This window comes from Xanthomonas hortorum pv. cynarae, from assembly GCF_002939985.1.
Taxonomy (GTDB): Bacteria; Pseudomonadota; Gammaproteobacteria; order Xanthomonadales; family Xanthomonadaceae; genus Xanthomonas; species Xanthomonas hortorum_D.
In genome coordinates this window covers 1-22,813 of the sequence record NZ_MDFM01000009.1, presented here as the reverse complement: position 1 = coordinate 22,813, position 22,813 = coordinate 1, and the positions used below count along the sequence as shown (strand labels likewise).

At 58.2% G+C, this 22,813-nt stretch carries 17 protein-coding genes; 14 read left to right on the top strand and 3 right to left on the bottom strand.

Translation table 11 applies throughout. The features are described from left to right. Positions 1 to 81: 81 nt before the first annotated feature. On the bottom strand, positions 82 to 660 hold the full coding sequence (locus tag XcyCFBP4188_RS08055; protein WP_006450540.1) for a superoxide dismutase: 579 nt from the start codon (positions 658 to 660) through the stop codon (positions 82 to 84). A gap of 121 nt (positions 661 to 781) precedes the next feature. Here XcyCFBP4188_RS08055 and grxD point away from each other — a divergent pair, with 121 nt between their 5' ends. The 5 genes from grxD to ppnN all read left to right on the top strand — a co-directional run bounded on the left by grxD (position 782) and on the right by ppnN (position 7,742). Beyond that, the gene (grxD, locus tag XcyCFBP4188_RS08050; RefSeq protein WP_006450539.1) at positions 782 to 1,102 is read left to right on the top strand and encodes a Grx4 family monothiol glutaredoxin; all 321 of its coding nucleotides are present in this window, start codon (positions 782 to 784) and stop codon (positions 1,100 to 1,102) included. Beyond that, positions 1,099 to 1,842 carry an SDR family NAD(P)-dependent oxidoreductase gene (locus XcyCFBP4188_RS08045; RefSeq protein WP_104591905.1) on the top strand — a complete coding sequence of 248 codons (744 nt, stop codon included), beginning with the start codon at positions 1,099 to 1,101 and terminating at the stop codon, positions 1,840 to 1,842. Before grxD ends, XcyCFBP4188_RS08045 begins: the two co-directional genes overlap by 4 nt. Next, positions 1,839 to 2,438 (top strand): YhgN family NAAT transporter, encoded by a 600-nt coding sequence (locus XcyCFBP4188_RS08040; RefSeq protein WP_006450537.1) that lies wholly within the window; start codon positions 1,839 to 1,841, stop codon positions 2,436 to 2,438. Before XcyCFBP4188_RS08045 ends, XcyCFBP4188_RS08040 begins: the two co-directional genes overlap by 4 nt. A gap of 555 nt (positions 2,439 to 2,993) precedes the next feature. Continuing rightward, positions 2,994 to 6,254, top strand: a complete 3,261-nt coding sequence (locus XcyCFBP4188_RS08035; RefSeq protein WP_104591904.1) for a TonB-dependent receptor — start codon at positions 2,994 to 2,996, stop codon at positions 6,252 to 6,254. Positions 6,255 to 6,356: 102 nt separating this feature from the next. Continuing rightward, positions 6,357 to 7,742, top strand: a complete 1,386-nt coding sequence (gene ppnN / locus XcyCFBP4188_RS08030) for a nucleotide 5'-monophosphate nucleosidase PpnN (protein ID WP_006450535.1) — start codon at positions 6,357 to 6,359, stop codon at positions 7,740 to 7,742. Positions 7,743 to 7,753: 11 nt separating this feature from the next. Here the strand turns inward: ppnN and XcyCFBP4188_RS08025 are convergent, their stop codons facing one another. Next, entirely contained in the window at positions 7,754 to 8,785 is a 1,032-nt protein-coding gene (locus XcyCFBP4188_RS08025) for a sensor histidine kinase (RefSeq protein ID WP_006450534.1), read from the bottom strand. Between the two features lie 164 nt (positions 8,786 to 8,949). Between XcyCFBP4188_RS08025 and XcyCFBP4188_RS08020 the strand changes: the two genes are divergently transcribed. From XcyCFBP4188_RS08020 to XcyCFBP4188_RS07995, 6 genes are read left to right on the top strand one after another with little or no spacing between them, the layout of a single operon-like run. Continuing rightward, positions 8,950 to 9,540 (top strand): GspH/FimT family pseudopilin, encoded by a 591-nt coding sequence (locus XcyCFBP4188_RS08020; RefSeq protein ID WP_043908806.1) that lies wholly within the window; start codon positions 8,950 to 8,952, stop codon positions 9,538 to 9,540. 15 nt (positions 9,541 to 9,555) lie between these two features. After that, entirely contained in the window at positions 9,556 to 9,993 is a 438-nt protein-coding gene (gene pilV / locus XcyCFBP4188_RS08015) for a type IV pilus modification protein PilV (protein WP_006450533.1), read from the top strand. Further along, on the top strand, positions 9,990 to 11,003 hold the full coding sequence (locus tag XcyCFBP4188_RS08010; protein WP_228996170.1) for a PilW family protein: 1,014 nt from the start codon (positions 9,990 to 9,992) through the stop codon (positions 11,001 to 11,003). The genes pilV and XcyCFBP4188_RS08010 overlap by 4 nt, the downstream gene beginning before the upstream one ends. Continuing rightward, positions 11,000 to 11,512 carry a pilus assembly PilX family protein gene (locus tag XcyCFBP4188_RS08005; RefSeq protein WP_046932583.1) on the top strand — a complete coding sequence of 171 codons (513 nt, stop codon included), beginning with the start codon at positions 11,000 to 11,002 and terminating at the stop codon, positions 11,510 to 11,512. Before XcyCFBP4188_RS08010 ends, XcyCFBP4188_RS08005 begins: the two co-directional genes overlap by 4 nt. A 10-nt stretch (positions 11,513 to 11,522) precedes the next feature. Then, a complete protein-coding gene (locus tag XcyCFBP4188_RS23350; RefSeq protein ID WP_233397280.1) occupies positions 11,523 to 15,278 on the top strand; it encodes a pilus assembly protein in 3,756 nt (1,251 codons plus the stop codon). A 12-nt stretch (positions 15,279 to 15,290) separates the two neighbouring features. After that, on the top strand, positions 15,291 to 15,707 hold the full coding sequence (locus XcyCFBP4188_RS07995; protein WP_104591928.1) for a type IV pilin protein: 417 nt from the start codon (positions 15,291 to 15,293) through the stop codon (positions 15,705 to 15,707). 687 nt (positions 15,708 to 16,394) lie between these two features. Here the strand turns inward: XcyCFBP4188_RS07995 and XcyCFBP4188_RS23030 are convergent. Then, positions 16,395 to 16,568 (bottom strand): hypothetical protein, encoded by a 174-nt coding sequence (locus tag XcyCFBP4188_RS23030; RefSeq protein WP_006450529.1) that lies wholly within the window; start codon positions 16,566 to 16,568, stop codon positions 16,395 to 16,397. Positions 16,569 to 17,407: 839 nt separating this feature from the next. Here XcyCFBP4188_RS23030 and XcyCFBP4188_RS07985 point away from each other — a divergent pair. The 3 genes from XcyCFBP4188_RS07985 to XcyCFBP4188_RS07975 all read left to right on the top strand — a co-directional run bounded on the left by XcyCFBP4188_RS07985 (position 17,408) and on the right by XcyCFBP4188_RS07975 (position 22,716). Further along, positions 17,408 to 18,064: an imm11 family protein gene (locus tag XcyCFBP4188_RS07985; RefSeq protein WP_006450528.1), complete on the top strand. Its 657-nt coding sequence runs from the start codon at positions 17,408 to 17,410 to the stop codon at positions 18,062 to 18,064. 319 nt (positions 18,065 to 18,383) lie between these two features. After that, on the top strand, positions 18,384 to 22,040 hold the full coding sequence (locus tag XcyCFBP4188_RS07980; protein ID WP_104591902.1) for a hypothetical protein: 3,657 nt from the start codon (positions 18,384 to 18,386) through the stop codon (positions 22,038 to 22,040). Further along, a complete protein-coding gene (locus tag XcyCFBP4188_RS07975) occupies positions 22,000 to 22,716 on the top strand; it encodes a hypothetical protein (protein WP_104591901.1) in 717 nt (238 codons plus the stop codon). Before XcyCFBP4188_RS07980 ends, XcyCFBP4188_RS07975 begins: the two co-directional genes overlap by 41 nt. Positions 22,717 to 22,813 lie beyond the last annotated feature (97 nt).

Below are 22,813 nucleotides of genomic sequence, written 5' to 3'. Positions count from 1 at the left end.
GCCGCCACGCGCGGCGCTGCAGCAGTCGATCGATCTATTCACCGCGATCACAACTACTCACCGCTGAGCCCAACTGCATGGCTAGCCCAACCGGCTAGCCACAAACTCCCAGTTGATCAGCTTCCAGAACGCGTCCAGGTAGTGCGCGCGACCCTGCTGATAATCCAGGTAGTACGCGTGTTCCCACAGGTCGCAGACGAGCAGCGGCGTGTCTGGCCCGGTCAGCGGCGTGGACGCATTCGGCGTGGCAACGACCGCCAAGGCGCCGTCCGGGCGCTGCACCAGCCACACCCAGCCCGAGCCGAACGTACCCAGCGCAACACGGTTGAATTCCTGCCTGAAGTGCGCAAAGTCGCCGAACGATGTAGCGATGCTGTCGGCCAGCCGGCCGAGTGGTTCGCCGCCTCCGCGTGGGCGCAGGCATTGCCAGTAGAAATTGTGGTTCCACACTTGCGCGGCCAGATGAAACAGCGTGCCTTGCGCCTGCGCGATGATCTCTTCCAGCGTCAGCTCGGCGAACTCGCTGCCTTCGATGCGCGCATTGAGCCGTTCGACCTCGCTGCGATGACAGACGCCGTGGTGCGCCTCCAATGTTGCGGATGAGAGATGCGGCTCCAGAGCGGCGCGGGAGTAGGGCAGTGCAGCGTGTTCGATCGGCATGATGGCAAGGGCAGCGAAGGGAGTGCGGCGACAGGTCGCGCTGAAGGCTTACAATGCGCGCCTTTGCGGAAGTCTATCCGACCCGGCGGTCGGGCCTGCCGCTCCCAGTCAGGAGAGTCCAATGCCGGTGATGGAACGGATCCAGGCCGAAGTCGAACAACACCCGATCGTGTTGTTCATGAAAGGCACCCCGCAGTTCCCGATGTGCGGGTTTTCCAGTCGCGCAGTGCAGGCATTGGTTGCTGCCGGCGCCGACCAGCTGCGCACGGTCAACGTGCTGGAAGAACCCGAAGTGCGCGCAAATCTGCCGCGCTACTCCAACTGGCCGACTTTTCCACAGTTATTCATTCATGGCGAGCTGATCGGTGGCTGCGACATCACGCTGGAACTGTTCGAAGCCGGCGAGCTCAAGCGCATCGTCAGTGAGGCCTATCAGCCGTGAGTGCGTTGCAGGGCCAGCCCGAGGCGGCTGCGCTGGCTGAGCGCGTGGTGCTGATTACCGGTGCCGCCGGCGGCCTGGGCGCTGCCGCTGCACAGGCCTGCGCATCTTCCGGTGCTACGGTGGTGCTGCTCGGTCGCAAGTTGCGCCCGCTCGAGCGGGTCTACGATGCGGTCGCCAGGCTGGGTCCGGAGCCGTTGCTGTATCCGCTGGATCTGGCCGGCGCTACGCCAGACGATTACATCGCACTTGCGCAACGGCTGCAGTCCGAGCTGGGCGGGCTGCACGGCCTGCTGCATTGCGCTGCCGACTTCGCAGGCTTGACGCCAGCCGAGCTCGCGGCGCCTGCGGACTTCGCACGCAACCTGCATATCAACCTCACTGCGCGCGCCTGGTTGACCCAGGCCTGCCTGCCGCTGTTGCGGCAGCAAGGCGATGCGGCGGTGGTCTTCGTCGTCGATGACCCTGCACGCGTTGGCCAGGCGTATTGGGGCGCTTATGGCGCTGCCCAGCATGCACAGCGTGGCCTGCTCGCCAGCCTGCATCACGAAACCGCCGCTGGCCCGGTCCGCATTAGCGGACTGCAGCCCGGGCCGATGCGCACTGCCTTGCGCGCACGTGCTTTCACCCATCAGGAAGACAGCGAAGCGGTCGACCCCGTGCGCTATGCGTCCGCCTGCGTCACTTTGCTGTCCATGGCGGGCGCTGCGCACCGTGGTGCGATCTGGAGTCCTTCCGTATGACCATCCTGTCGGCAGCCTTGCTGCTATTCCTGATTCTCGACCCGCTGGGCAACATCCCGGTGTTTCTCAGCGTACTCAAGCCGCTGCCGCCGAAGCGCCAGCGCTTCGTGCTCGCGCGCGAATTGTTGATCGCCTTGTTCGTGCTGATGGCGTTCCTGTGGGGCGGCAAGTACGCGCTGGAACTGATGCACTTGCGCCAGGAGTCGGTGGCCATCGCCGGCGGCATTGTATTGTTCCTGATCGGCATCCGCATGATCTTCCCGCGCCCGGAAGGCCTGATGGGCGAGATCCCCGATGGCGAACCCTTCATCGTGCCGCTGGCCATCCCGCTGGTGGCCGGCCCGTCGGGCATGGCTGCGGTGATGCTGATGGGTAGCAACGAACCGACTCGACTGTGGGACTGGAGCCTGGCGCTGATGATTGCCTGGATTGGTGCATCCACGATCCTGGCCTCGGCCCCGCTGCTGTACAAGCTGCTCGGCCACCGTGCACTGACCGCGATCGAGCGACTGATGGGCATGCTGCTGGTGGCCATTTCGGTGCAAATGTTTCTAGATGGCTTGGGCACTTACTTCAAGTTGCCGGTGTCAATTTAGGGCGAGCTGGGGCAGGGCACTCGGCGTGCGTGGATGAAGTTGGTGCGGCCGGCGGTTGACTGGAGCCCAAGCGCAAGATTGATCCGGTGTACTAGCTGTCTCCCACTCCGCGAGTTGCGTGCAGCTTGATCTGGGATGTTGCTCATTCGGCCCGGCTCGGCTGCAGGCTTAGCGATGAGCGGTCTGCGCCATGGCATGACTCCGCATCAACCTGGTAGACGGCTTCACATCGCATCCGATGCGTCAAGCGGCGCTCATCCGACATCGCACGCATCGAATCACGTGTGCGCTTCATTCGAGACCCACGTCTCGCTCCCTCTGCGACTTTGCACAACATGGCGTTTGCGGCTTCACATGCGAAGTTCATGTTGCACTGCGCGAAGTTTGTCACGCCGCCGTCACAATCAGGCCTTAGCGTGTTAATCTGTTGTTAACCGTTGCGGCAGCAACCAGCCGCGCGGCGAGGGACCCCAGATCATCGGCAGCCCATCCCCGGGAACGGTTGGGCTGACTGCGCCTTTTTGTCACTGCCCAACCTGTATCGAGGCTACCGAAATGACCCACCCCCGTTGTCTTCGCATGTCCAAGCTGACGCTTGGCCTTGTTGCCGCACTTGCCGCTGCTCCCGTATTTGCCCAGAGCACCTCTGCCGGCGTCGCTGGCCTGGTCACCAGCAGCGGCGGTCAGCCGGTGCCGAATGCCGAAGTGACGATCACCCATGTCGAATCGGGCACCGTCAGCCGCGCCACCACCGATGCCAGCGGACGCTACAACGCGCGCGGCCTGCGTGTGGGCGGGCCGTATACGATCACCATCACCAAATCGGGTGAAGGCACGAAGACGGAAGAGGGCGTGTACCTGAACCTCAATCAGGTCAACACGGTCAATGCGGATTTGGCAGGCGACATCGCCGCCACCAATCTCGAAGCCGTGCAGGTCATGGCTGTCGCGGGTGGCTCGGAGCTGTTTAGCGCTTATAAGATGGGTACCGGCACGAACGTGTCTCGCGAGACCATCGAATCGCTTCCGTCGGTCAATCGCAATATCCAAGATTACATCCGTCTCGATCCGCGTATTTCGCAAGTCAGCAAAGCCGACGGCGCAATTTCGGTGGGCGGTCAAAATACGCGCTACAACGCTATTCGTATTGACGGTATTGGTGCAGGCGATCCGTTTGGTTTGGAGTCCAATAACCTGCCGACCGAGCGTCAGCCGGTGTCGATGGATGCCATCCAGGAAATCAATATCGATGTCGCCAATTATGACACCACCATTTCTGGCGGTACCGGCGCAGTAATCAACGCCGTAACCAAGTCGGGTACCAATAACTTTGGCGGCACCGTGTATTACGCGTATCGCGACAAGGATATGGTCCGCAAGGAGTTGGAAGGCGTTCGCTTCAATGGCTTCGATGATGAAAAGACCTATGGCATGACCTTGGGTGGGCCGATCGTCAAGGACAAGCTGTTCTTCTTTGCCAACTACGAAAAGATGGAGCGTTCGGCGCCGGGTATCAGCTTGACTGATTCTCCGTATGGCAGAGGCAGCATCACCGATGCCGACATCGCTCGTGCGCAGCAGATCGCAACCGGCTATGGCTTCGACGCGGGTTCGCTGAGCCAGCCTGCCAATAAGACTGAAGTCGAAGAATATGCGCTGAAGATCGACTGGAACATCAGCGACAATCATCGCGCCGCTGTGCGTTACAACAAGCTTGAGCAGAACGTTGTCCGCTTCCCGCAGATCACCAATAGCGCTGTCTCGTTGAGTACCTTCTGGTATCAGCAGCCGAAGACCTATGAATCCTGGATGGGCGAGCTGTTCAGTGACTGGTCCGAGAACTTCTCCACCGAATTCAAACTTTCGCACAAGGAATACTCTGCGATCCGCGAGCCGAACTCGACTTTGCCGCAAATTCAGGTCCGTGGCTTCGGCGGGATTGCCAACAATTCGTTGTATTTCGGTACCGAACAGAATTCTCACGTAAACGCGGTTGAGAGCAAGGAGTTGAGTGCTTTCGGTGCTGCGACTTGGTATGTGGGTGACCACACCGTCAAGTTCGGTTTCGACTATTCGGACAATGACCTGCTGAACTATTACGGCCGCAACCTCAATGGCGCGTATTTGTTCAATAACCTTGGTGACTTCGCAGCCGGCCGTGTTAATCAGTACATCGTGCGTGCGCCGCGTCCTGGCGGCAGCTACGACGACATCCCGGCCGAGTACACGCTGAAGAACACCGGTTTGTTTGTACAGGACAGCTGGGCGATCAACAATAACTTGACCGTGCAGGGCGGTGTGCGCATCGACATGCCTGATTTTAGCGATCAGCGTTTGTACAACCCGCGCATCATGTCGCTGTACGGCTACGACAACACCCAGCTGCCTGACGACAAGCTTGTGCAGCCGCGTTTCGGCTTTAACTATACATTCGACAGCGATCGTCCGACCCAGTTGCGCGGTGGCCTGGGTCTATTCGGAGGGGCTGCTCCCAATGTGTGGCTGGCTGGTGTCTATCAGAATACCGGTCTGAATTACACCGAGTACACGGTGAATAATCCGGTCGGCATATTCACGCCGAATACCGATCCGCCGTTCATCCCGACCGCAGGTGCCGGCGCTCGCCAGAATGTTGACATCGCCGCGCCCGACCTGAAGTTGCCGTCGGTGTGGAAGACCAACCTCGCCTTCGATCACGAACTGCCGTGGTATGGCATCGTCGCCTCGGCCGAGTTCCTGTACACCAAGGTCAACAACGCAATCTACTTCGAGCGCTTAGACCTGCGTGGTCTGAATGGTGATGTCGCGGCGACGCGCATCGGCCAGGATGGTCGTGAGCTGTATTGGAACGCGGCGGGTTACCGGCCTTCGACTGGTACCAATACCTCCGTACAGAACGGCCAGAACCTGGGTGGTAATCAAGTCGTCAGTGGCAAGGCAAACCGTCCGACCGATATGGGTGATGTCATGCTCATGCGCAACACCGACAAGGGCAGCGGTAGCCAGTTCACGGTCGGCGTGAATAAGCCGTTGATCGAGAACTGGGGCTGGTCGCTGGCTTATACCTACACTGAGTCGACAGAAGTCAGCCCGCTGACCAGTTCGCAGAATACGTCGAATTGGGGTAGCACCCTGATCGGTACCGCCAATGAAAACGTGGCCTATGATTCGCGCTACGCGATCAAGGACCGCATCACGGGCTCGATCAACTGGAAGAAGGCGTTCTTCGGCAAGTACAACACCAGTGTTGGTCTGTTCTACGAGGGCCGTTCGGGTCGTCCGTTTAGCTACATTTATTACAATGACTTGAATGGCGACGCAGCTTCTACTTCCGGTGCCGGCTATTTTAACGACCTGTTCTATGTGCCAAAGGGGCCTGGCGACGTTTTATGGACTCGAGGCGCTGAGATGGAAAAGCAATTCTTTGATTGGCTCGCAAAAAATCCCGAGTTGGCTGCGTACAAGGGACAAATTGCCCCCGCAAACGAATTCCGTACCAAGTGGGTTAATAGCTTCGATCTGCACGTCAGTCAGGAGCTGCCCGGTCTGTTCGAGGGGCACAAAACCGAGTTGGCGCTGGACATCATGAACGTAGGCAACCTGCTTAACAAAAAGTGGGGTCGCATCGAAGACTACGGCTTCAATTCCACCGCACGAGTGGCGAGCTATGCCGGTATCGATCCTGCAACCGGCAAGTACATCTACAACTTCACCGGTGATACCGACGAGCCGACGGTGCAGGAGAACAACAACGACAAGGGCAACACCGGCGTTTCGCGTTGGTCGATGCAGGTGACGTTGAAGTACAAGTTCTAATGCAGCTGGTGACGTAAGCAGCAAAAACGGCCGGGTTTTCCCGGCCGTTTTCTTTTGTGCGGGTGAGTACGCTAAAGTTCTGAGATACGACAGGAGCAAGCTATGGAACTCAGCAGTACGGCAGCACGGGCGCTGCCGGTGGTGGATGCGCGGATCTATCCGCGTGGCGGTCTGGATGTGTTGTCCAAGGCGGAAGTGGCGCGCTTGCGCGATGCCTCCAGCGGCGGCATGCACGAGCTGTTGCGCCGTTGCGCGCTGGCCGTGCTCACCAGCGGTAGCGCTTCGGACGACCCGCGCGCCGCCCGTGACCTGTATCCGGATTTCGACATCCAGGTGAATCAGCAGGATCGCGGCATCCGCATCGATCTGAGCAATGCGCCGGCGATGGCGTTTGTCGATGGCGAGATCATCCGAGGTGTGGCTGAGCTGCTGTTCGCCGTTGTCCGTGATCTGGCCTACATGGCGATCGAGCTCGAAGCACAGCGCGCCGATCTCGATACCAGCGAGGGCATCACCAACGCAGTGTTTGGCCAGCTGCGCAACGCACGCATCCTGCAGCCGTCCGACCCCAATCTGGTCGTGTGCTGGGGTGGCCATTCCATCTCGCGCGACGAATATCTCTATACCAAGCAGGTGGGCTACGAGCTCGGCTTGCGTGGGCTGGACATCTGCACCGGCTGTGGCCCGGGCGCGATGAAGGGCCCGATGAAGGGCGCCACCATCGCCCACGCCAAACAGCGCAAGCACCACACTCGCTATATCGGCGTCACCGAGCCGGGCATCATCGCGGCCGAGTCGCCGAATCCGATCGTCAACCACCTGGTGATCATGCCGGACATCGAGAAACGCCTCGAGGCTTTCGTCCGTATCGGCCACGGCATCCTGGTGTTCCCCGGTGGCGTCGGCACGGCGGAGGAAATCCTCTACCTGCTCGGCATCCTGTTGCGCGAAGAGAACGCCGAGCTGCCGTTCCCGCTGATCCTGACCGGCCCGACCATTACCGCCCCGTACTTCGAGCAGATCGACCGCTTCATCCGGCTCACCCTGGGCGAAGCTGTCGCTTCGCGCTATGAGATCATCGTCGGCGACCCGGTCGCGGTGGCGCGTCGCATGGCCGAAGGCATCCATGAGGTGCGCGCGCACCGCAAGGACCAGAAGGACTCGTACTACTTTAACTGGTCGGTGCACATCCCGCTCGAGTACCAGCAGCCGTTCGAACCCAGCCACAAGGCCATGGCCGCACTGGATCTGCACCACGGTCGCCCGGCTCCCGCACTGGCCGCCGACTTGCGCCGCGCCTTCTCCGGCATCGTCGCCGGCAACGTCAAGGAGGACGGCATGCGCCGTATCGAAGAGTTCGGCCCCTTCGAGATCCACGGCGACCCGGACATCATGCAGGCGCTGGATGAGCTCCTGCGCGGATTTGTCGAGCAGCGCCGGATGAAGATCTCGGGGGACTATAGGCCTTGTTATCGGGTGGTGACTTGACTGCAAGCCGCTTAATGGCTAGCGATGATCGGCAGCTCCAACGTACTGATGAAAGTTTCATCGGTACGTTGGGTTGTCAGACGCCCGCGGTCGGCGTCCTGGGTTTCAAGTCTTGCCTGTACAGCTTGCAGGCCGAGGTGATGACCGCGATGAACGTTCTCTTGACTCGGAGGCAGGGGGTTGACGATTTCTACTGATACCCATTTTTCTTCAAGAACCACTTTGACGGACAGGCGGCCACCATCAACCCTAGGCTCGATCCCATGTCGAATCGCGTTTTCTACCAATGGCTGAATCGATAATGTCGGAAGCTGGATTGTCGGCAATGATGAAGGCACCTGCCAGTCAATTGTCAACCGGCGTCCCAGACGCATCTCCTCGATTTCAAGGTACCGCCGTGTCAGTGCGAGCTCTTCATGTAGCTTGATGTAATCCGAGCTGCCCAATGCCGCGCGAAATAGGTCCGCCAGATCCAGTAGAAGGCGCTCTGCTTGCTCTGGGTGTCCGTGGACTAGAGCTGCTCCTGTATTCAAAGTATTAAAAAGAAAATGTGGCCGGATGCGTGCGCGTAATGCATCCAGCTGCGCTTGTTTTGCCTGCACAGCCAACTGGCGCGCTCTCCAGTGGTTGTGAAAGGCCAATAGACCCAACGTCCCCACGGTCAAGGCGATCCCTGTAATGCGTAGGACAGTCAGGATCCACTCGCGCGAAGACATGGCCCAGGCCTCGTGCAACGCCACCCAAGAGGCGGCACATACCGCCCAGGTGCATGCGAGCATGAGGCCCATCGATAGAGTGGCGACATGAAGCGGCTTGAGATTGGTCAAGCGACGTCGCAACCCGTAAAGGCATGTCAACGTCAAAAGGGCGACCCACTGCACGGCCAATGAAGCAAGGCCAAAATAAACCCAGCGATTGCCGTCCAGCGTGGGTGCAAGAGCCAGCACGGTCGCCACTCCCTCCCCAGCCAGCAAGGTCCAGACAATGACCGATGCCTGCCACAAGGTATCGAGGGGCTGCACGTGTGGAGGCTTATTGGTCATTCGCTCGGAGACTCATGTTACGGAGTGCAGCCATGATGCACCGGTTGCATGAACAGTGGCGTGCCATCCTTTCATTCCCCCATCTGCGCCGTCCATCGGCCATCTGTTGCGCAACTCGATGACGGCCACTAGCGTTGAGCTGGGGAATAGAGAGGGGAGTAACCATGCGGGCGTCACGACGCAACCTGGGGGAAGAGCTGCGCTGTGCTCGGCATGATGGTTTTAGTCTGATCGAATTGATGGTCACCGTTGCTGTACTCGCGATCGTGGCTGCAATTGCGATTCCAAGTTTTACAGGTTTGATTAACAGCAATCGGTTGACCGCATCTGCCAACGAGGTGCTGGCATCGCTGCAAATGACCAGATCCGAAGCTGTGCGACGCAATCAGACAGTGCTCATGTGTCCCAGCAGCGATGCGTCCAGCTGCAGCAGCGGTTCATGGAATCAGTGGATCGTTATGGTCAAGGCAACTAACGAAGTCCTGCGAGTTGGGACGGCAAGGGCGCCAATGCTTGTGCAGGCCAGCCCAGCGATCGTTAGCAATGGAAACGCCATTGAGTTTCGGTCAGATGGCCTCGCACGCAGCGCAACAGGTTCCTTGCTTGCTGCTGCTGTCAGCTCCTGTCTGGCCACGACCAATCCGCCACAAAATGTCAGATTAGTTGTGATCGTCAGCGGAAGCCGTGCTGCGGTTCGTACCGGTACCGGCGATGCTACTTGCGCAGCTCCGGTCAACGCGCCCACGACGCTGTAAAGCGGGGGAAAAAATATGGCGATTAAACGTAAGTCAATGGCAGGCATTAGCTTGATCGAGGTCCTGATCTCAGTCCTGGTCTTAGGGGTCGGCATGCTTGGCATTGCCGCGATGCAGGCAACAGCTCTGCGCAATAGCCAGAGTTCGCTAGAGCGTAGTCAGGCTGTGATACAGGTTTATACCATCTTCGATGCAATGCGCGCCAATTCGGAGGTGGCCACGTCGGGGGGCTACAACACGACATCCTGTACGGCGCCAACTGGCGGTGGGGGTAGCCTTGTCTCCAACGATATTAATGGCTGGCTGCAAGGGTTAAAAACCTCCATTAACTCAACTGCGTGTGGAACCATAGCGTGCAGTGCCACGACCTGCGAAGCAGTAGTTAAATGGGACGACAGCAGGGCAAAAAATGGTAGCGCTGTTCAGCAGTTTTCAATCAAGACACGTCTATGAAAATAAACGCAAAAATGAACGCCAGGCGCTCAGGCATGCATGGTGTGACATTGATCGAATTGATGATTGCATTGATATTGGGTTTGCTCGTTGTAGGAGCAGCTATTGGTATATTTCTTTCAAATCGACGGACCTATAGCGCGACTGAGGGATTGGGGCGTGTTCAGGAAAACGTGCGGACAGCATTTGAGTTGATGGCGCGCGATGTGCGGGAAGCGTCCGGAAATCCATGTCTAAATAATGTACCAATTGCAAATGTAGTGAATAACAAGGCCTCGAACTGGTACACTAACATAGATAATTGGAGCTCTGGAATGGTCGGGGTCGATGGCGCTTTTTCTTCTGGTTCGCCAAGTATCGGCACATCTGTTGGCTCGCGCGTCGCTGGCACCGATGCGCTGCAGATTCTCGGAGCAGGTTATGAAGTTGCGACAGTCGCCTCGGATAATACTGCTGCTGCAACGTTGACGCTTAATACGACTACAACTGCAGCTGGAATTAGTGTGGGCGACATTGTCGTTGCTTGTAATGCACGGCAATCTGCGATTTTTCAGGTCAGTTCGGTTGCTGGCTCAAACGTCATGCACGCCGTTAGCGGTGTTTCACCAGGTAATTGCTCTACAGGCTTGGCCATGCCGGTTTGCGCCGGCTCGCAGTTTGCATTCGTTGCTGCGGGCTCGGTCGTCGCGAACCTACATGCCGCGCGTTGGTTTATTGGCACTAATGCACGTGGAACAAGATCTTTATACCAATCGCAAATGATTTACTCTGGTGGAGGTCTAGCTCAACGCAACGATGAGGTGCTGGAGGGAGTCAATAACCTGCAATTGCAGTATTTAATCAAAGGCCAAACGTCTTATGTAGATGCCAATGCCGTCAGCGATTGGTCGACAGTTACTGCTATCAGCATTCGCTTGGAGATGCTGGATTCAACTCGCGTCGGTGCTAGCGGCGAAACTATCAGCCGTACACTGAATCATGTTATTGCACTTCGGAACCGCAACGCATGAAGACCATTGATGGTACACGTCAGCGCGGCGTCTCGCTCATCGTTGTTTTATTGCTTCTGCTGGTAATGACATTGTTGGGTTTGGCGGTGTTGCGGAGTACAGTTCTTGAGGAGCGGATGGCATCCAATTTGGTCGATCGTGGCCGGAGTTTCCAGGCCGCGGAAGGCGCAGTGCGCGAAGCTGAAGAACGAATCAACTTGGCAACGTCCCTGAGCGTGCCGAGTAGTGGCTGCACAGATGGGGTTTGTTCAACGCCGGTTGCTACAGATGCTGATCGTTGGCTTCTAGCGGATAGAGCCGGATGGCGTACTTCCACACTGACGGTAAACTCGACAGCCGCGCCGCTATACATTATCGAGTATATGGGCGATGCGCCCACATGGCCTGCCTGTGACCGCATTTCGCCAATACCAGCCTTGTGCTTAGCGCCGAGGTATCGCATTACCGCTGTCAGCGAGGGAGCCGGGCGTGCCCAAGTGCTTCTGCAGACTAATTACATTAAGCAGTAGGGCCTTGGCCATGAATAATCTCAAACATCCATTCCGTCGGCGCCTGCACTCATTGCACCAGAGGCTCAGGGTGGCCGCGTTATCTATGCTTGCCACCCTGCTTTCCTTGCCGGCTAATGCCGGAATCACGTTGCCCACCGATCCGTTGACCACGGCAAGTCGCGTGCCTCCCAACATCATGTTCATTCTTGATGACTCGGGTTCGATGGCATTCGGGGATTTGGCAAATCCTGAAGTAACTCAAATCTGCCGGCGTGAATCAAGCGGAGCTTGCCAGGTAAGTAATCGACAGGTGGTCTTCGACATTACCGACAACGCTTATGTTGGAAATGCGATTTACTATAACCCTGCTATTAATTACCAGCCGTGGATCAACGCTACAGGCGCGCTGATGACCGGGGGAACTTCCTATGGAGCAGCCTATGGAGATTTCAACAAGGCGAGTGGTACAACGATTGATTTAGCCAGTAATAGTAGTTGCGGAAGATTCGATCAGAATGGTAACGATAGGGGTACAGGCGCCAACGTGCAAGTGTGTGGTGGTGTGCAAACATTCTACGTGCCGAAAGACACCGGCAATAAAGCGATAAATTATTTATCTGGCGCTGATAATTATTACAGGTATCAGATTACTGATGCTAACACTGTGACCCGAAGTGAATACGGGCGTGTTGGTGTTGTTAGCGCGGTGCCTGGATACCCTGTGTCTGGTTCGGTGACGACAAACGAGACAGATGCTTATAGAATCACGGTGCCGGCTAATGGAACTCTTACTGTTACGGTAAATGCGACATCAAATCGTAGCGTAATTTTGAATGTCAGAAGCGCGGCGAATCCTTTATTAGTTGTCTGCAATTCGACCGTGCCAGCTAACTCATCTCAGTCGTGTTCGGTGACTCCTGCTTCAAGCTCTATATATGAGGTGCGCGTGTCTAGAGGAATAGGTAGCGGACCGTCAAATTATTCTTTGTCTGCAAATATTAATCGAGATAATCGATGCGCGTCAGGATCTTCTGACGAAAACGACTGGATCAACTGTACTGCCGTGACTCCAACAGGCAGAAGCGCGTCTTCAGAGGCATCCAATTATGCAACCTGGTTTTCTTATCATCGCACTCGTATCAAGGCGGCCAAGGCAGGGGCCGGCCTGGCCTTTAGCGATCTTGGTACCAACGTCCGCGTCGGGTTCAGAACTATCTGGTCCAGAAATAACCTGGATATTCCGGTAAATGATGGGAATCAGGGTCTTTTCATGGATCGTGCTGCTACTGGCGGCGGTGCAGCAATCAATGCGCGTACCAATTGGTACGACCGACTTTACAATGCGACTGGCTACAATGGCACGCCCTTGCTGAATGCCTTGAACGGAGTTGGTCAATATTTTCAGAGTTCCGATGCGTCTGGGCCCTATGGCCCCGAAGCCGGTGTAGATCAATATGCGTGCAGACAGAATTTTGCAATCATGACAACCGATGGCTACTGGAACGGCGCGACTACTGCCAATCCAGGTAACCAGGACGGAACAAACGGTACTTCCTACACCGGGCCCAACGGTGTACCAGCTTCCTATGGATACACGGCGGGTGCTCCGTATTCGGATAATTATTCCAATACTCTGGCGGACGTCGCTATGTCATATTGGAAAGGTGATCTTCGTGCAGATCTTGATAATATCGTTCCGACGAGTAATGCTGATCCCGCATTCTGGCAGCATATGGTTACCTTCGGTATCGCCATCGGCGCGCGAGGCGTGCTTAATCCGGCGACCGACTTGGCGCGCTTGGTATCGGGGGCTATTGGGTGGCCAGATCCCCAATCGTCCTATACGGGCAACAACGATATTTTGGCCCGGGTCGATGATCTCTGGCACGCTGCCGTCAATGGGCGTGGAACATTTCTTTCTGCCGCCGATCCCAATGCATTTAAGCTTGGGTTGACTGCTGCGTTGTCGACGATCACCCAGCGTGTTGGTTCTTTTTCGAATGTCTCTGCGACATCCACTAGTCTTAGTGGGGAGACACTTGTCTTTAGTGCCAGTTATCTTTCTGGAATATGGACTGGTGAGCTCAACGCTTTCCCGGTAGTCGACGGGCAAGTGGCGCGTGTTTCTACATGGAGTGCGTCGGAAGGTATTCCTGCTGTCAACCGTAAAATATTTACCTGGAATGGTGCGGCTGGTACTGCTTTTCCTACAGCTGGGCAAATCGCCTCTCTGGCGCGGACGTCTGCGCCGGCTGTAACCGGTGAAGAGAATGCTGCTTATATTGCTGGTGATCGCAGTAAGGAACAGATCAATAGCGGAAATTTGCGTAATCGAACTTCCCTTTTGGGAGACATTGTTAATTCGTCACCAGCGTATTCATCGGAAACCGGGACGGTGTATGTCGGCGCGAATGACGGTATGTTGCATGCCTTCAATTCAACTACTGGGGTTGAGCAGTTTGCGTATGTTCCGTCCTCGATCAACTTTCCCGACCTGGGAAGCTTGAGCGCGCCCACCTATAGTCATCGCTATTTTGTTGATGGACCCGTCATTCTTTCGACGCGAGTGCAGACGCCGAATAGGACGGTCTTGGTTGGAAGTCTCGGTAAAGGCGGGAAAGGCCTTTACGCCTTGGATGTGACTACGCCTAGCGGGTTCTCAGCAAATAGTGTGAAGTGGGAGCGTTACGGGGCGTCAGGTGACGCCGAAGCGGCAAATATCGGGTTGGTCCAATCCCGTCCCTTCATCGCAAGACTTAATAACGGGACTACCGCGTTAGTCGTCGCCAATGGCATTAACAGCACGAACGATCAAGCAGTACTTTTAGTCTATAACTTGGAAACAGGGGCTCTTATCAGGCAAATTACCACTGCCGTGGGTTCATCCGGTGCACCTAATGGGCTTTCCGGGGCAACAGGTTGGGATGCCGATGCTAATGGCTCTGTCGATTATGTCTATGCGGGCGACGTGCGTGGTAACGTCTGGAAGTTTGACCTGTCTGGAGCTGCCGTGGCGAGCTGGGGTGTTGCAAACTCGGGTAGCCCAATCTTTACTGCGTCGTACCCTGTGGGTACGGGTAGTACGTTGCAGCCAATTACCGCCAACATGACCGTGGCATTGAATCCGCGCACCTATGAAACTTGGCTGTTCTTTGGAACCGGCCGTTTTATGACTGTTGGCGATCTGACCGATAAGAGTGGACAGTCGCTTTACGGCATCGTGGATGCGACAACCTCTAATAGCGCCGCTACGTTGGCGCGGTCATCATTGACGACACGCTCTGTGAGGGTGACAGGGACACAAAATGGATTTCCAGTGCGCGGCTTCGAGCCGAATTCGATCCTGCCTACTGGCTCTAGAGGTTGGTACATTGATTTGGTGAAGCCTGCCGCAAACGTTGGCGGTGTGGGGACCTTGGAAGGCGAGCGAATCGTTAGCGAGGCGCAGTTGTTCAGCAGGACGTTGGTGGTGAGCAGCATCATTCCAACGGCGAGTGCGTGTCAGGCCGATGGCACCGGTTATATCAACGCGTTGGATGCTTTCACCGGTACGAGTGGTACCGAGTCGTTCTTTGATCTTGACGGAGACGGCAGTTTCAGCGATGAAACAGTGGGCGGGGGGCCGGTGGGCTCGGTCAACCTGGGTGTAGGAATCCCAACGCTCGGTAATGTATTGCGTGGCAAGGTGGTTGTTGGTGGCTCAGGCGGAGGGCTGGGCAGCCTTAATATTGCAGACAGCCGCAACACGGGTAGGGTGTCGTGGCGCGAAATTATCAAGGATTAATGCATGTATACGATGTATCGCAAGTCCTACAAAATCGAATGCCGGCGGTGTTCCGGTTTCAGTCTCATGGAGCTGATGATCGCTGTGGTAATTGTCGGCATTCTTGCAGCAATAGCGATGAGTAGTTATCAATCGTCCGTCATTAGGTCTCGCCGTTCAGCAGCGGCTGCCTGTCTGCAAGAGGGCGCCCAGACAATGGAGCGTTATTACACGATCAACACCACTTACGTCGGAGCCAGTATGGGCACATGTAGTGCCGACGTCGCAAATTTCTATACGTTCTCTTCCGGTACACCTACAGCGACAGGTTTTACGCTGCGCGCGGCGCCGGGGACGCGGCAAAATGACTCCGCGTGCGGCACGCTGACGATCAATCAGCTCGGTGTGCGAGGTGCTTCGGGGACTGCTGGCGCAAGCCAGTGTTGGTAATGACCCAGTGGTGGGAGTTGTACGGCATCTCCAGAGGCGGTTAGGCGTGCCGAGCTTCTTTCATCACGTAATACTTGTCTGATCGTGCCACGTAAAGCGGTAGGGCTTCTTCCTGCTTGGGATGCCTTGATTCTGCCCTAATAATCAAGGCAAAAAAAAAGACCTCCGAAGAGGTCTTTTTTAGTTTTTGGCGCCCGAAGTTGGACTCGAACCAACGACCCCCTGATTAACAGTTAGCGCTACTGAGCTTACGTATCAGCAACTTGCATCACTTATTTTTCCCGGCGGCTAACGCCGGAGACCTAGTGCGCGCTTAGGCGTCCTGCCAATTTTCCCGATCCTTGCGGTCACCAACCTCGCCCTAGATGGCTCAGGAACGCAGCCTTCGAGTGGTCACCTCAGCTCGGATCCTGGCCTCGTGGCGCACGGCCCACATGACGGTGCCACGTCGCCCCTGGTCGAAGCTATTGCAGTCACGCTGGACAAAGGGCGCAAAGGGTTTGCCAGGCGGCGCCGGCCTTTGGCGCTCCAACAGCACGTACCACTCGCCTGTGAGTCTCTGCCCCAACCTGGCCACCTCTTCACCCTCGAAGAAAAGCGCCGTAGGTGGCCCCATCGCGCTCTGCCAAGGCCTGTCCCAGCGGAAGCCAGGCGGCAGCACAGGTTCATCGCCGGCATCGATCGCGCTCATACAGCAGTAACCGGCATATATAAGGTGTGCTGCTGACCACCATGCTTGTTGGCCAACTGGCTTCCGCGCTCGAGCATGGCCATGGCCTGGTCTACCACCCACCAGCGCTTCCCGCCCGCCGCGTCGACGGGATCGAGGTTTGCCTGCGGAGCATCGTGGGTCAGCGACATTGCGGGGGAACCGGTCGTAGCGAGTGGTGTGGCAACCCACTCTAGCGCGCCCCAATCTCAATTTTTCAGATGACCATGTGAAAGAGGTAATCTAGGTAATCCGCTTCCAGAAACGCACATATTTCTTTATTTATCAATTACTTATTAGAAATTATCAAAGGTAATTAAAGGGTAATTGAGGGGTAATGGGATTACCTTTTGGGGAGGTAATCCCATTCCTAAAAAATATCCTTCAATTTCAATCACATAACTTTTCCATGGGGTGCCGATTACCTTAAATCACCCCAAAAGGTAATCCCGAATTTCCCATTGACATCAATCCCTTAGACCCTGTTTCGGCTCGCGGATTACCGATTACCTGGTTCCGACGGTCATTTGACGAAACGCACCGAAGGCCTGACCCCGGAACGCGGCCGCGCCCTGCCCGCAGAGCCTCCCAGGCGCGCAGGGATCTGCAGGGAAGAGACGTCCCCGTGAATCCCAAGGATCGCTAGCAGCAGCGAGGCCTAGGCCCACCCTGCGGGAGTGCAGCGAAAACCGTGCATGAAGGCCGCAGGCGTGGCGGGGCGACGATTGCGCGCGCCAGGGCCAGCGCTGTTCTGTAGGCGTCGGGGTTTTCCTACTGCGTCGGTCGCTGAAGACGGGCAACATAGGAGGCTGCATCCGGTTCCAACAGGGGCTACGACATGCCCAACATCCGCCGCCGGCCCCGCCTCCATCACGGGCGGTCAAGCGCAGAGGTGGGCATCTAAGAGGTGGGCATCTAATGGAGAGGCAGCGAAGCGACTCACTTGTGAGCACCTGTTCGACGCATGCTGGATTGTTGAGAGAAAGCACCTATGAACGAAGCAAAAGAAGCCCGCGCAACACTCCACAACGCACCTCAGAAAGGTGCGTTCTATATCCTCAGATCCGATATGGGGGGGGGCGGTCGCGGGCATGGCGTGGAATTCGAGAACGAAGATGCAGTGCCGTTCCCCATTGCCTATAGCCGCCCAGGCGAGGACGCGGGGCTAGCTGCTTTGAAGGAGACCCCGCGCCTGCGCTACGACAGCCGCATCGGCGATATGCCCGATGACCTTGATAGTGGATTCAAGCGGTACTGGCTCGTTTCCGAACCGCTGAAACTGATCCTTGAAGCTGCGGACCCGGAAGGCTTTGCCTTCGCGCTATGCGACTTCCGATTGGAAGACGGTACGCCCGGAGCGCCGCACTATCTTTGCGAGGTGGTGCGAATTATCGAAGCCATCGACGAGGAGGCATCTACTGTAAAAGTGTTGACCGGATACCGTAACGGCAAATATTACGACATTACGGGAGGCGCAGAATTTGCATTCAACAAAGATGTTATCGGGACCGCGCATATCTTCAGAACACCTTATACAGCAGATGCTTTTTGCGATCGTTTCTTGCGCGACACCTTGATTTCCCAGGGATTCGGCAAATCACCCAGGAAGCGTGGCGTTCGGCTAATCGACGCAGCAAATTACGGATAAACATTTCTCTGCAGGGATTTTGGAGTAAGGAAAGATGCCGGCCAGTAACGTCATCCTTGAAAGTCATCACGTCATTGAAAACACTATCTTTCGCAAGCATGACTTGCTCAAAAAGTTGGCCGATCATGGCTTGATCGACAAGGATGTATCGACCAATCGCCTGTATCTTCCGGTAGATGGCAAGCTGGCAGATGAATTGGAAACATCCCCCCACCGAGGACGCACGCGAAGGTCCTATACGGATGTAACTGGGGATTATCTTGACAAGCTCCTCAACTCGCCAGACGGCGACGCCGCTATGTCCAACGACGCTGCTGCATTGAAGCGCGTCGCTGCCCAAGTCCACGACCTGCAAGACACCCTCAAAGTCGCCCTGATCAATGGCGATATGTTCGCAACCACCCCGGATCGCTTGACCAAGGCCGAGGCCAACGCGCAAAACCACAGCACTATTTCCGAATACGAGCAATACCGCACCGCCCATGCCGATCAGTTGAAAACGCTGCGCGCCATGAGCAATGTCGAAGCCGAATGGGCCGCGATCACCCGCTCCGAGCAGCGAATCGCAAAGGTGATCGAAGCCGCACGCAGCACGGGCCAGAATCTGGTCGCTGTCCCCGATGAACGCGATGCCGTTATCCGCGAGATCGCCGGCCGAGAAGAATTGCGCATGGCGATTGCGCACGCCGAAGATACCGGCCGAATAAGGCTATCCGAGTCCAATGCGGCCTTGGTCCAGCAGGTCCTGGATGACACACCGACAACCATCGGCGGTGCTGCGCGCAGCATTCGCCAAGGCACAGCCGCTACACCGCATGCGCCGTACACACCAGTCTCGCAACGCGGCTTCGCCACCGCCGAGCTGCTGGCCGGCGATCTATCTGCAGGCCAGGCACTGCGCACCGCCGGCCTGCTCGCCACCGCCGCCGACACGGTGATGACCGGCCAACGCGCCACCCAGCTTCTTGGCCAGGACAACCCGCTCGCAGCGCAATCGGAGCTTGCGCACTTTGCCGGCCGCAACGTCGGTGGCTGGGCCGGCGGTACCGCAGCTGCCTACGCGCTGGGTAGCTCGGGCGCCGGGCCGATGGTGCTGATCGCAGCCGATGCGTATTTCTTGAGTACCGCTGGCGAGAAGGCCGCCGCGTTGCTCGACAACCGCGCCATCTACACCCAGACCGATCGCGAGGGCACCCAGTGGTCGTTCAATGGCACAGCCTGGGCGCGTGAGGGCAAAGCCGACACCACCAACGACGGGGTAGACAACCCCACCTCCACTCCCATCGTCGCCAGCTACGAGAAGGCACGCGAACTCAATTACCAGGCCACCAACGCCGCTGCAGCGCTCGCCCTCAAAGATGCGCCCGCTCCGCAGGATCCGTATCGCCAGCCGGCCAATGCCACTGACCGCCCCAGCCTGAGCAGCGCCGACTGGCGACGCGATGCAGCGGACGGTCAGTGGCATCGGCTGGTCAAGGCCGAGATCTCTGGCGCCAATGATCGCGGCAGCTACGTGCAGGAAACCGCCTTGCCGCACCGCAAAGCCGAACTGGACGCGCAGGCGCAGGACACCATCGCCCGCAACATCGCCAATAGTCCCGGCGCGATCGCGGCGCGCTACGAACTGGCGCACCACCGCAGCGGCTGGGCGGCCGATGGCCTGCCGATGTCGCCGGCGGTGCGGCAGGCGCTGCCCGACCCGGATGCGTTGACCGCCTCAAACGGCCAGCGCTACTACCGCAACATCGAAGGCCAGTGGACCAGCAACGGCGCCCCACCCGATGGCAACCGCATGCTGGAACTGGAGACCACGCGCGCGATGCTGCAACCGGCACTGGCCGAGCAGGCGCAGGCCATTGCCGCCATCCGGCAGTCTCCGCAGGACGTACAAGGCGAGCAGACGCTCTACCGCTATCGCATTGTCGGCACCGAGTTGCAGCCGCAATGGCGTGAAGCGATCGAACTGGCGACTCAGCGCACCCGCGAGGCAGAGGGACTTGCGGGCGATGGCGCGATGCAGTTGCGGCGCGGCCCTGGTGGAAGCTTCGGCGCCGATAGCCCGATTGCGCATCTGCAACGCGGCCCCGATGGCGTAGAGCGTATTGCAGCAGTCACCAGCACCGAGGACATCCGCCAGGCACTGCAGGAGGTACAGGCGCGGCAGAACCCAGCCTTGCCGATACAGCAGCTGGCCTCTGCGCCTCGCTCATCGGACGGATCCGCAGATGCGGACACGTCGTCTTCTGCCCCCTCCAACCAGCATGCGCTCGACGTGCAGGCGCGGGGCCAAGCGGCCAGCGCCGCGCAGGAGCGTCAGCAACGGCAGCAGGAGGACCGGCAAGCGCAAGACCAACAGCTGGCGCAGGCACGCGCGCACACGCTGCAGGAGCAAACCTCGCACGAAGACCGAGCGCAGGACGCTCAGGCGCTGCAGGCGCATGCATTGCAAGAACTTCGCCGGCAAGAATCGCAACAGCTGCAGCAGCAAGAACGCCAGACACAGGCTGCCCAGCAACGCGAACAAGTCCAGCGGCAGGCGCACGACACCCAACAGCGCGAACAAGCGCAGCAGCAGGCCCAGGAGACTCAGCAGCGCGAGCAGGAAACACGCCAGGCCCAGGACGCCCAGCAGAGCCAGCAGGAACGCATGCAGGCGCAGACTGTGCAACATGCCGAGCAACAGCCGCTGCACGCCCAAGCGGCTGCACAACGCGAGCAGGAGCCGGAGAATGAGGCCGTCTCGCGCGAGCCGTCGCCGCTCCATGCGCAGGACACATCGCCGCACCAGCCCGAGCAGCGGTCTACCCCAGATGACGTCGCCCAACGGCCCCAGGAGCAGGTGGCAGAGCCTGCGCAAGCACAGGCATCCGACGTAGCGCAGCAGCGGACGCAAAGCCAACAAGCGCAAGAAGATCGCACGCAGGAAGTCCAGCAGGAGACAGCGCAGAGCGCGGCGATCGCGCAGACAGCGCCGGCAGATCAGCAGCAGGTTGCGGACCTGCACAGCGGCCAACAGCCGATGACGGCGCAAGCCTCGGATGCGCAGCAAGATGCACCTGCCCAGCAGCCCGAGCAACCGGCGGACGCGCGCCTGGCCCAGGCGGCGACCCCGCCTTACGCGCCATCGCTCGCCACGCCGGTCGCCGCAGAACACCGCGACGATCAGCAGGCGCTCATTCCAACGGCTCAAGCACCGAAAGCACCAGATCCCCCTGCAGCGTTGCCAGTGTCCGCACACCTGGCGCAAGCGACAGGGCCATCGCTGGAAATGCCGACCGCTGGCGGCTCCGAGGGCGGGGCCGATGCGCGCGAGCCGCTTTCCGCGTCCTTGGCAGATGAGCATGACCGTCCTGCTGCTGTGCCCGTCGATCCGAACTCCTGGGAGGAAATAGAGCGCTCCATGCGTGAGCTGCGCATCCAACTCGAACAGGATCTCGAAACAGAAAACCGCGTCGCAGAAGCGCGGCAGGCGCGCGTGGACCGTGGTGAGCGGCCGTTTACCGAGTTGGAATTGCGTGATGGGTACGATCCGGATGGCCCCTCTGGACTGAGACCACCACGCGCCTCGCCGGCAGACACCGCGCCACAGTCTCTTGCCGCTGGCGAGCAGGAAGATCGGCCGCAGCCCCAGCGCAAGAACATCACTGGCGATCCGGATGTGGACGAGTTGCTGTACGCCATCGACTGCAAGAACGAACTGGCGATCGAACAGGCCTTGAAACGAGTCGCCAACAGTCCCTACAGCCAGGCACTTGCCAAACAAGGGCTTGAATTTTTGGATGCCCAGGCGATGCAGGAAGCCCAGGAGCAGGCGAGTACGCGCCAGGCACTGAACATGGACGTCTCGACAGAGGTGCAGACCAGCCGTGGCCCGGTGATGGTGATGACACTGCCGCAGTTCGCCAACGGACCGGCGATGCAAGGTCCGCAGGGTGATGGCGGTGATGGCGGCGGCGGCGGCGGCGGTGGTGGATAGCCGGAACACGTGTAGCAAGTTGAATCATCGAGAGAACACTATGGACATGCAGAACACCTCCGCGCTGCCCGATGTCAACGGGTCGGAACGCACCCTAAAAGAATCGATCCAGGCCCTGGCGGCGATGATCGGGACGCTGCAGCGCCGCGAGCACGCATTGGACGATCTGGTCCGGGAGCAGCTGCAGCTTCTGCAGAGCGCCGTCAACAGTGCCGATCAGCGCGTCAATCGCGTCGTGGAAAACGCACTTCCCCGGCTGACGCAATTGAGCAATCAGGCGCTGACGCAGACGCTGGAACCGGCGGCCGAGCGATTCAACAAGAAGATGGCAAATGCAGAGCAGGCGGTTCAGCAGGCCACCCAGCGCTATGCACACGCACAGCACACCCTGGAAACAACGACAACGCGGCGCATGTGGATCGCATCGATTGCCCTGCTGGTGGCGGGTGTCATCAGCGTGGTCGTCGCCGGCTACGCGCTCTACAGCACAAAAGCGGCTGTCGCTGAAGCCGCCCAACTCAGGGCGGAAATCACCTTTTTAGATCGTGTTGCTCGTGCCAATCTCGTTGCCTGTGGCAAGGACAGGCTATGCGCCGAGATCGACAAGAAAGGAGCGCGCTATGGCGATCGCGGGCAGTATCGCCTAATCAACCTGCGCTCAGATGCGACCCACTGAGCGGCGCAATATCTAAGGAACCTCTGAACAACGCACCACAGATACGCGACACTACCCGCCTATTGTTGAGGAGTGATCCATGCAACTGACGTTCGGT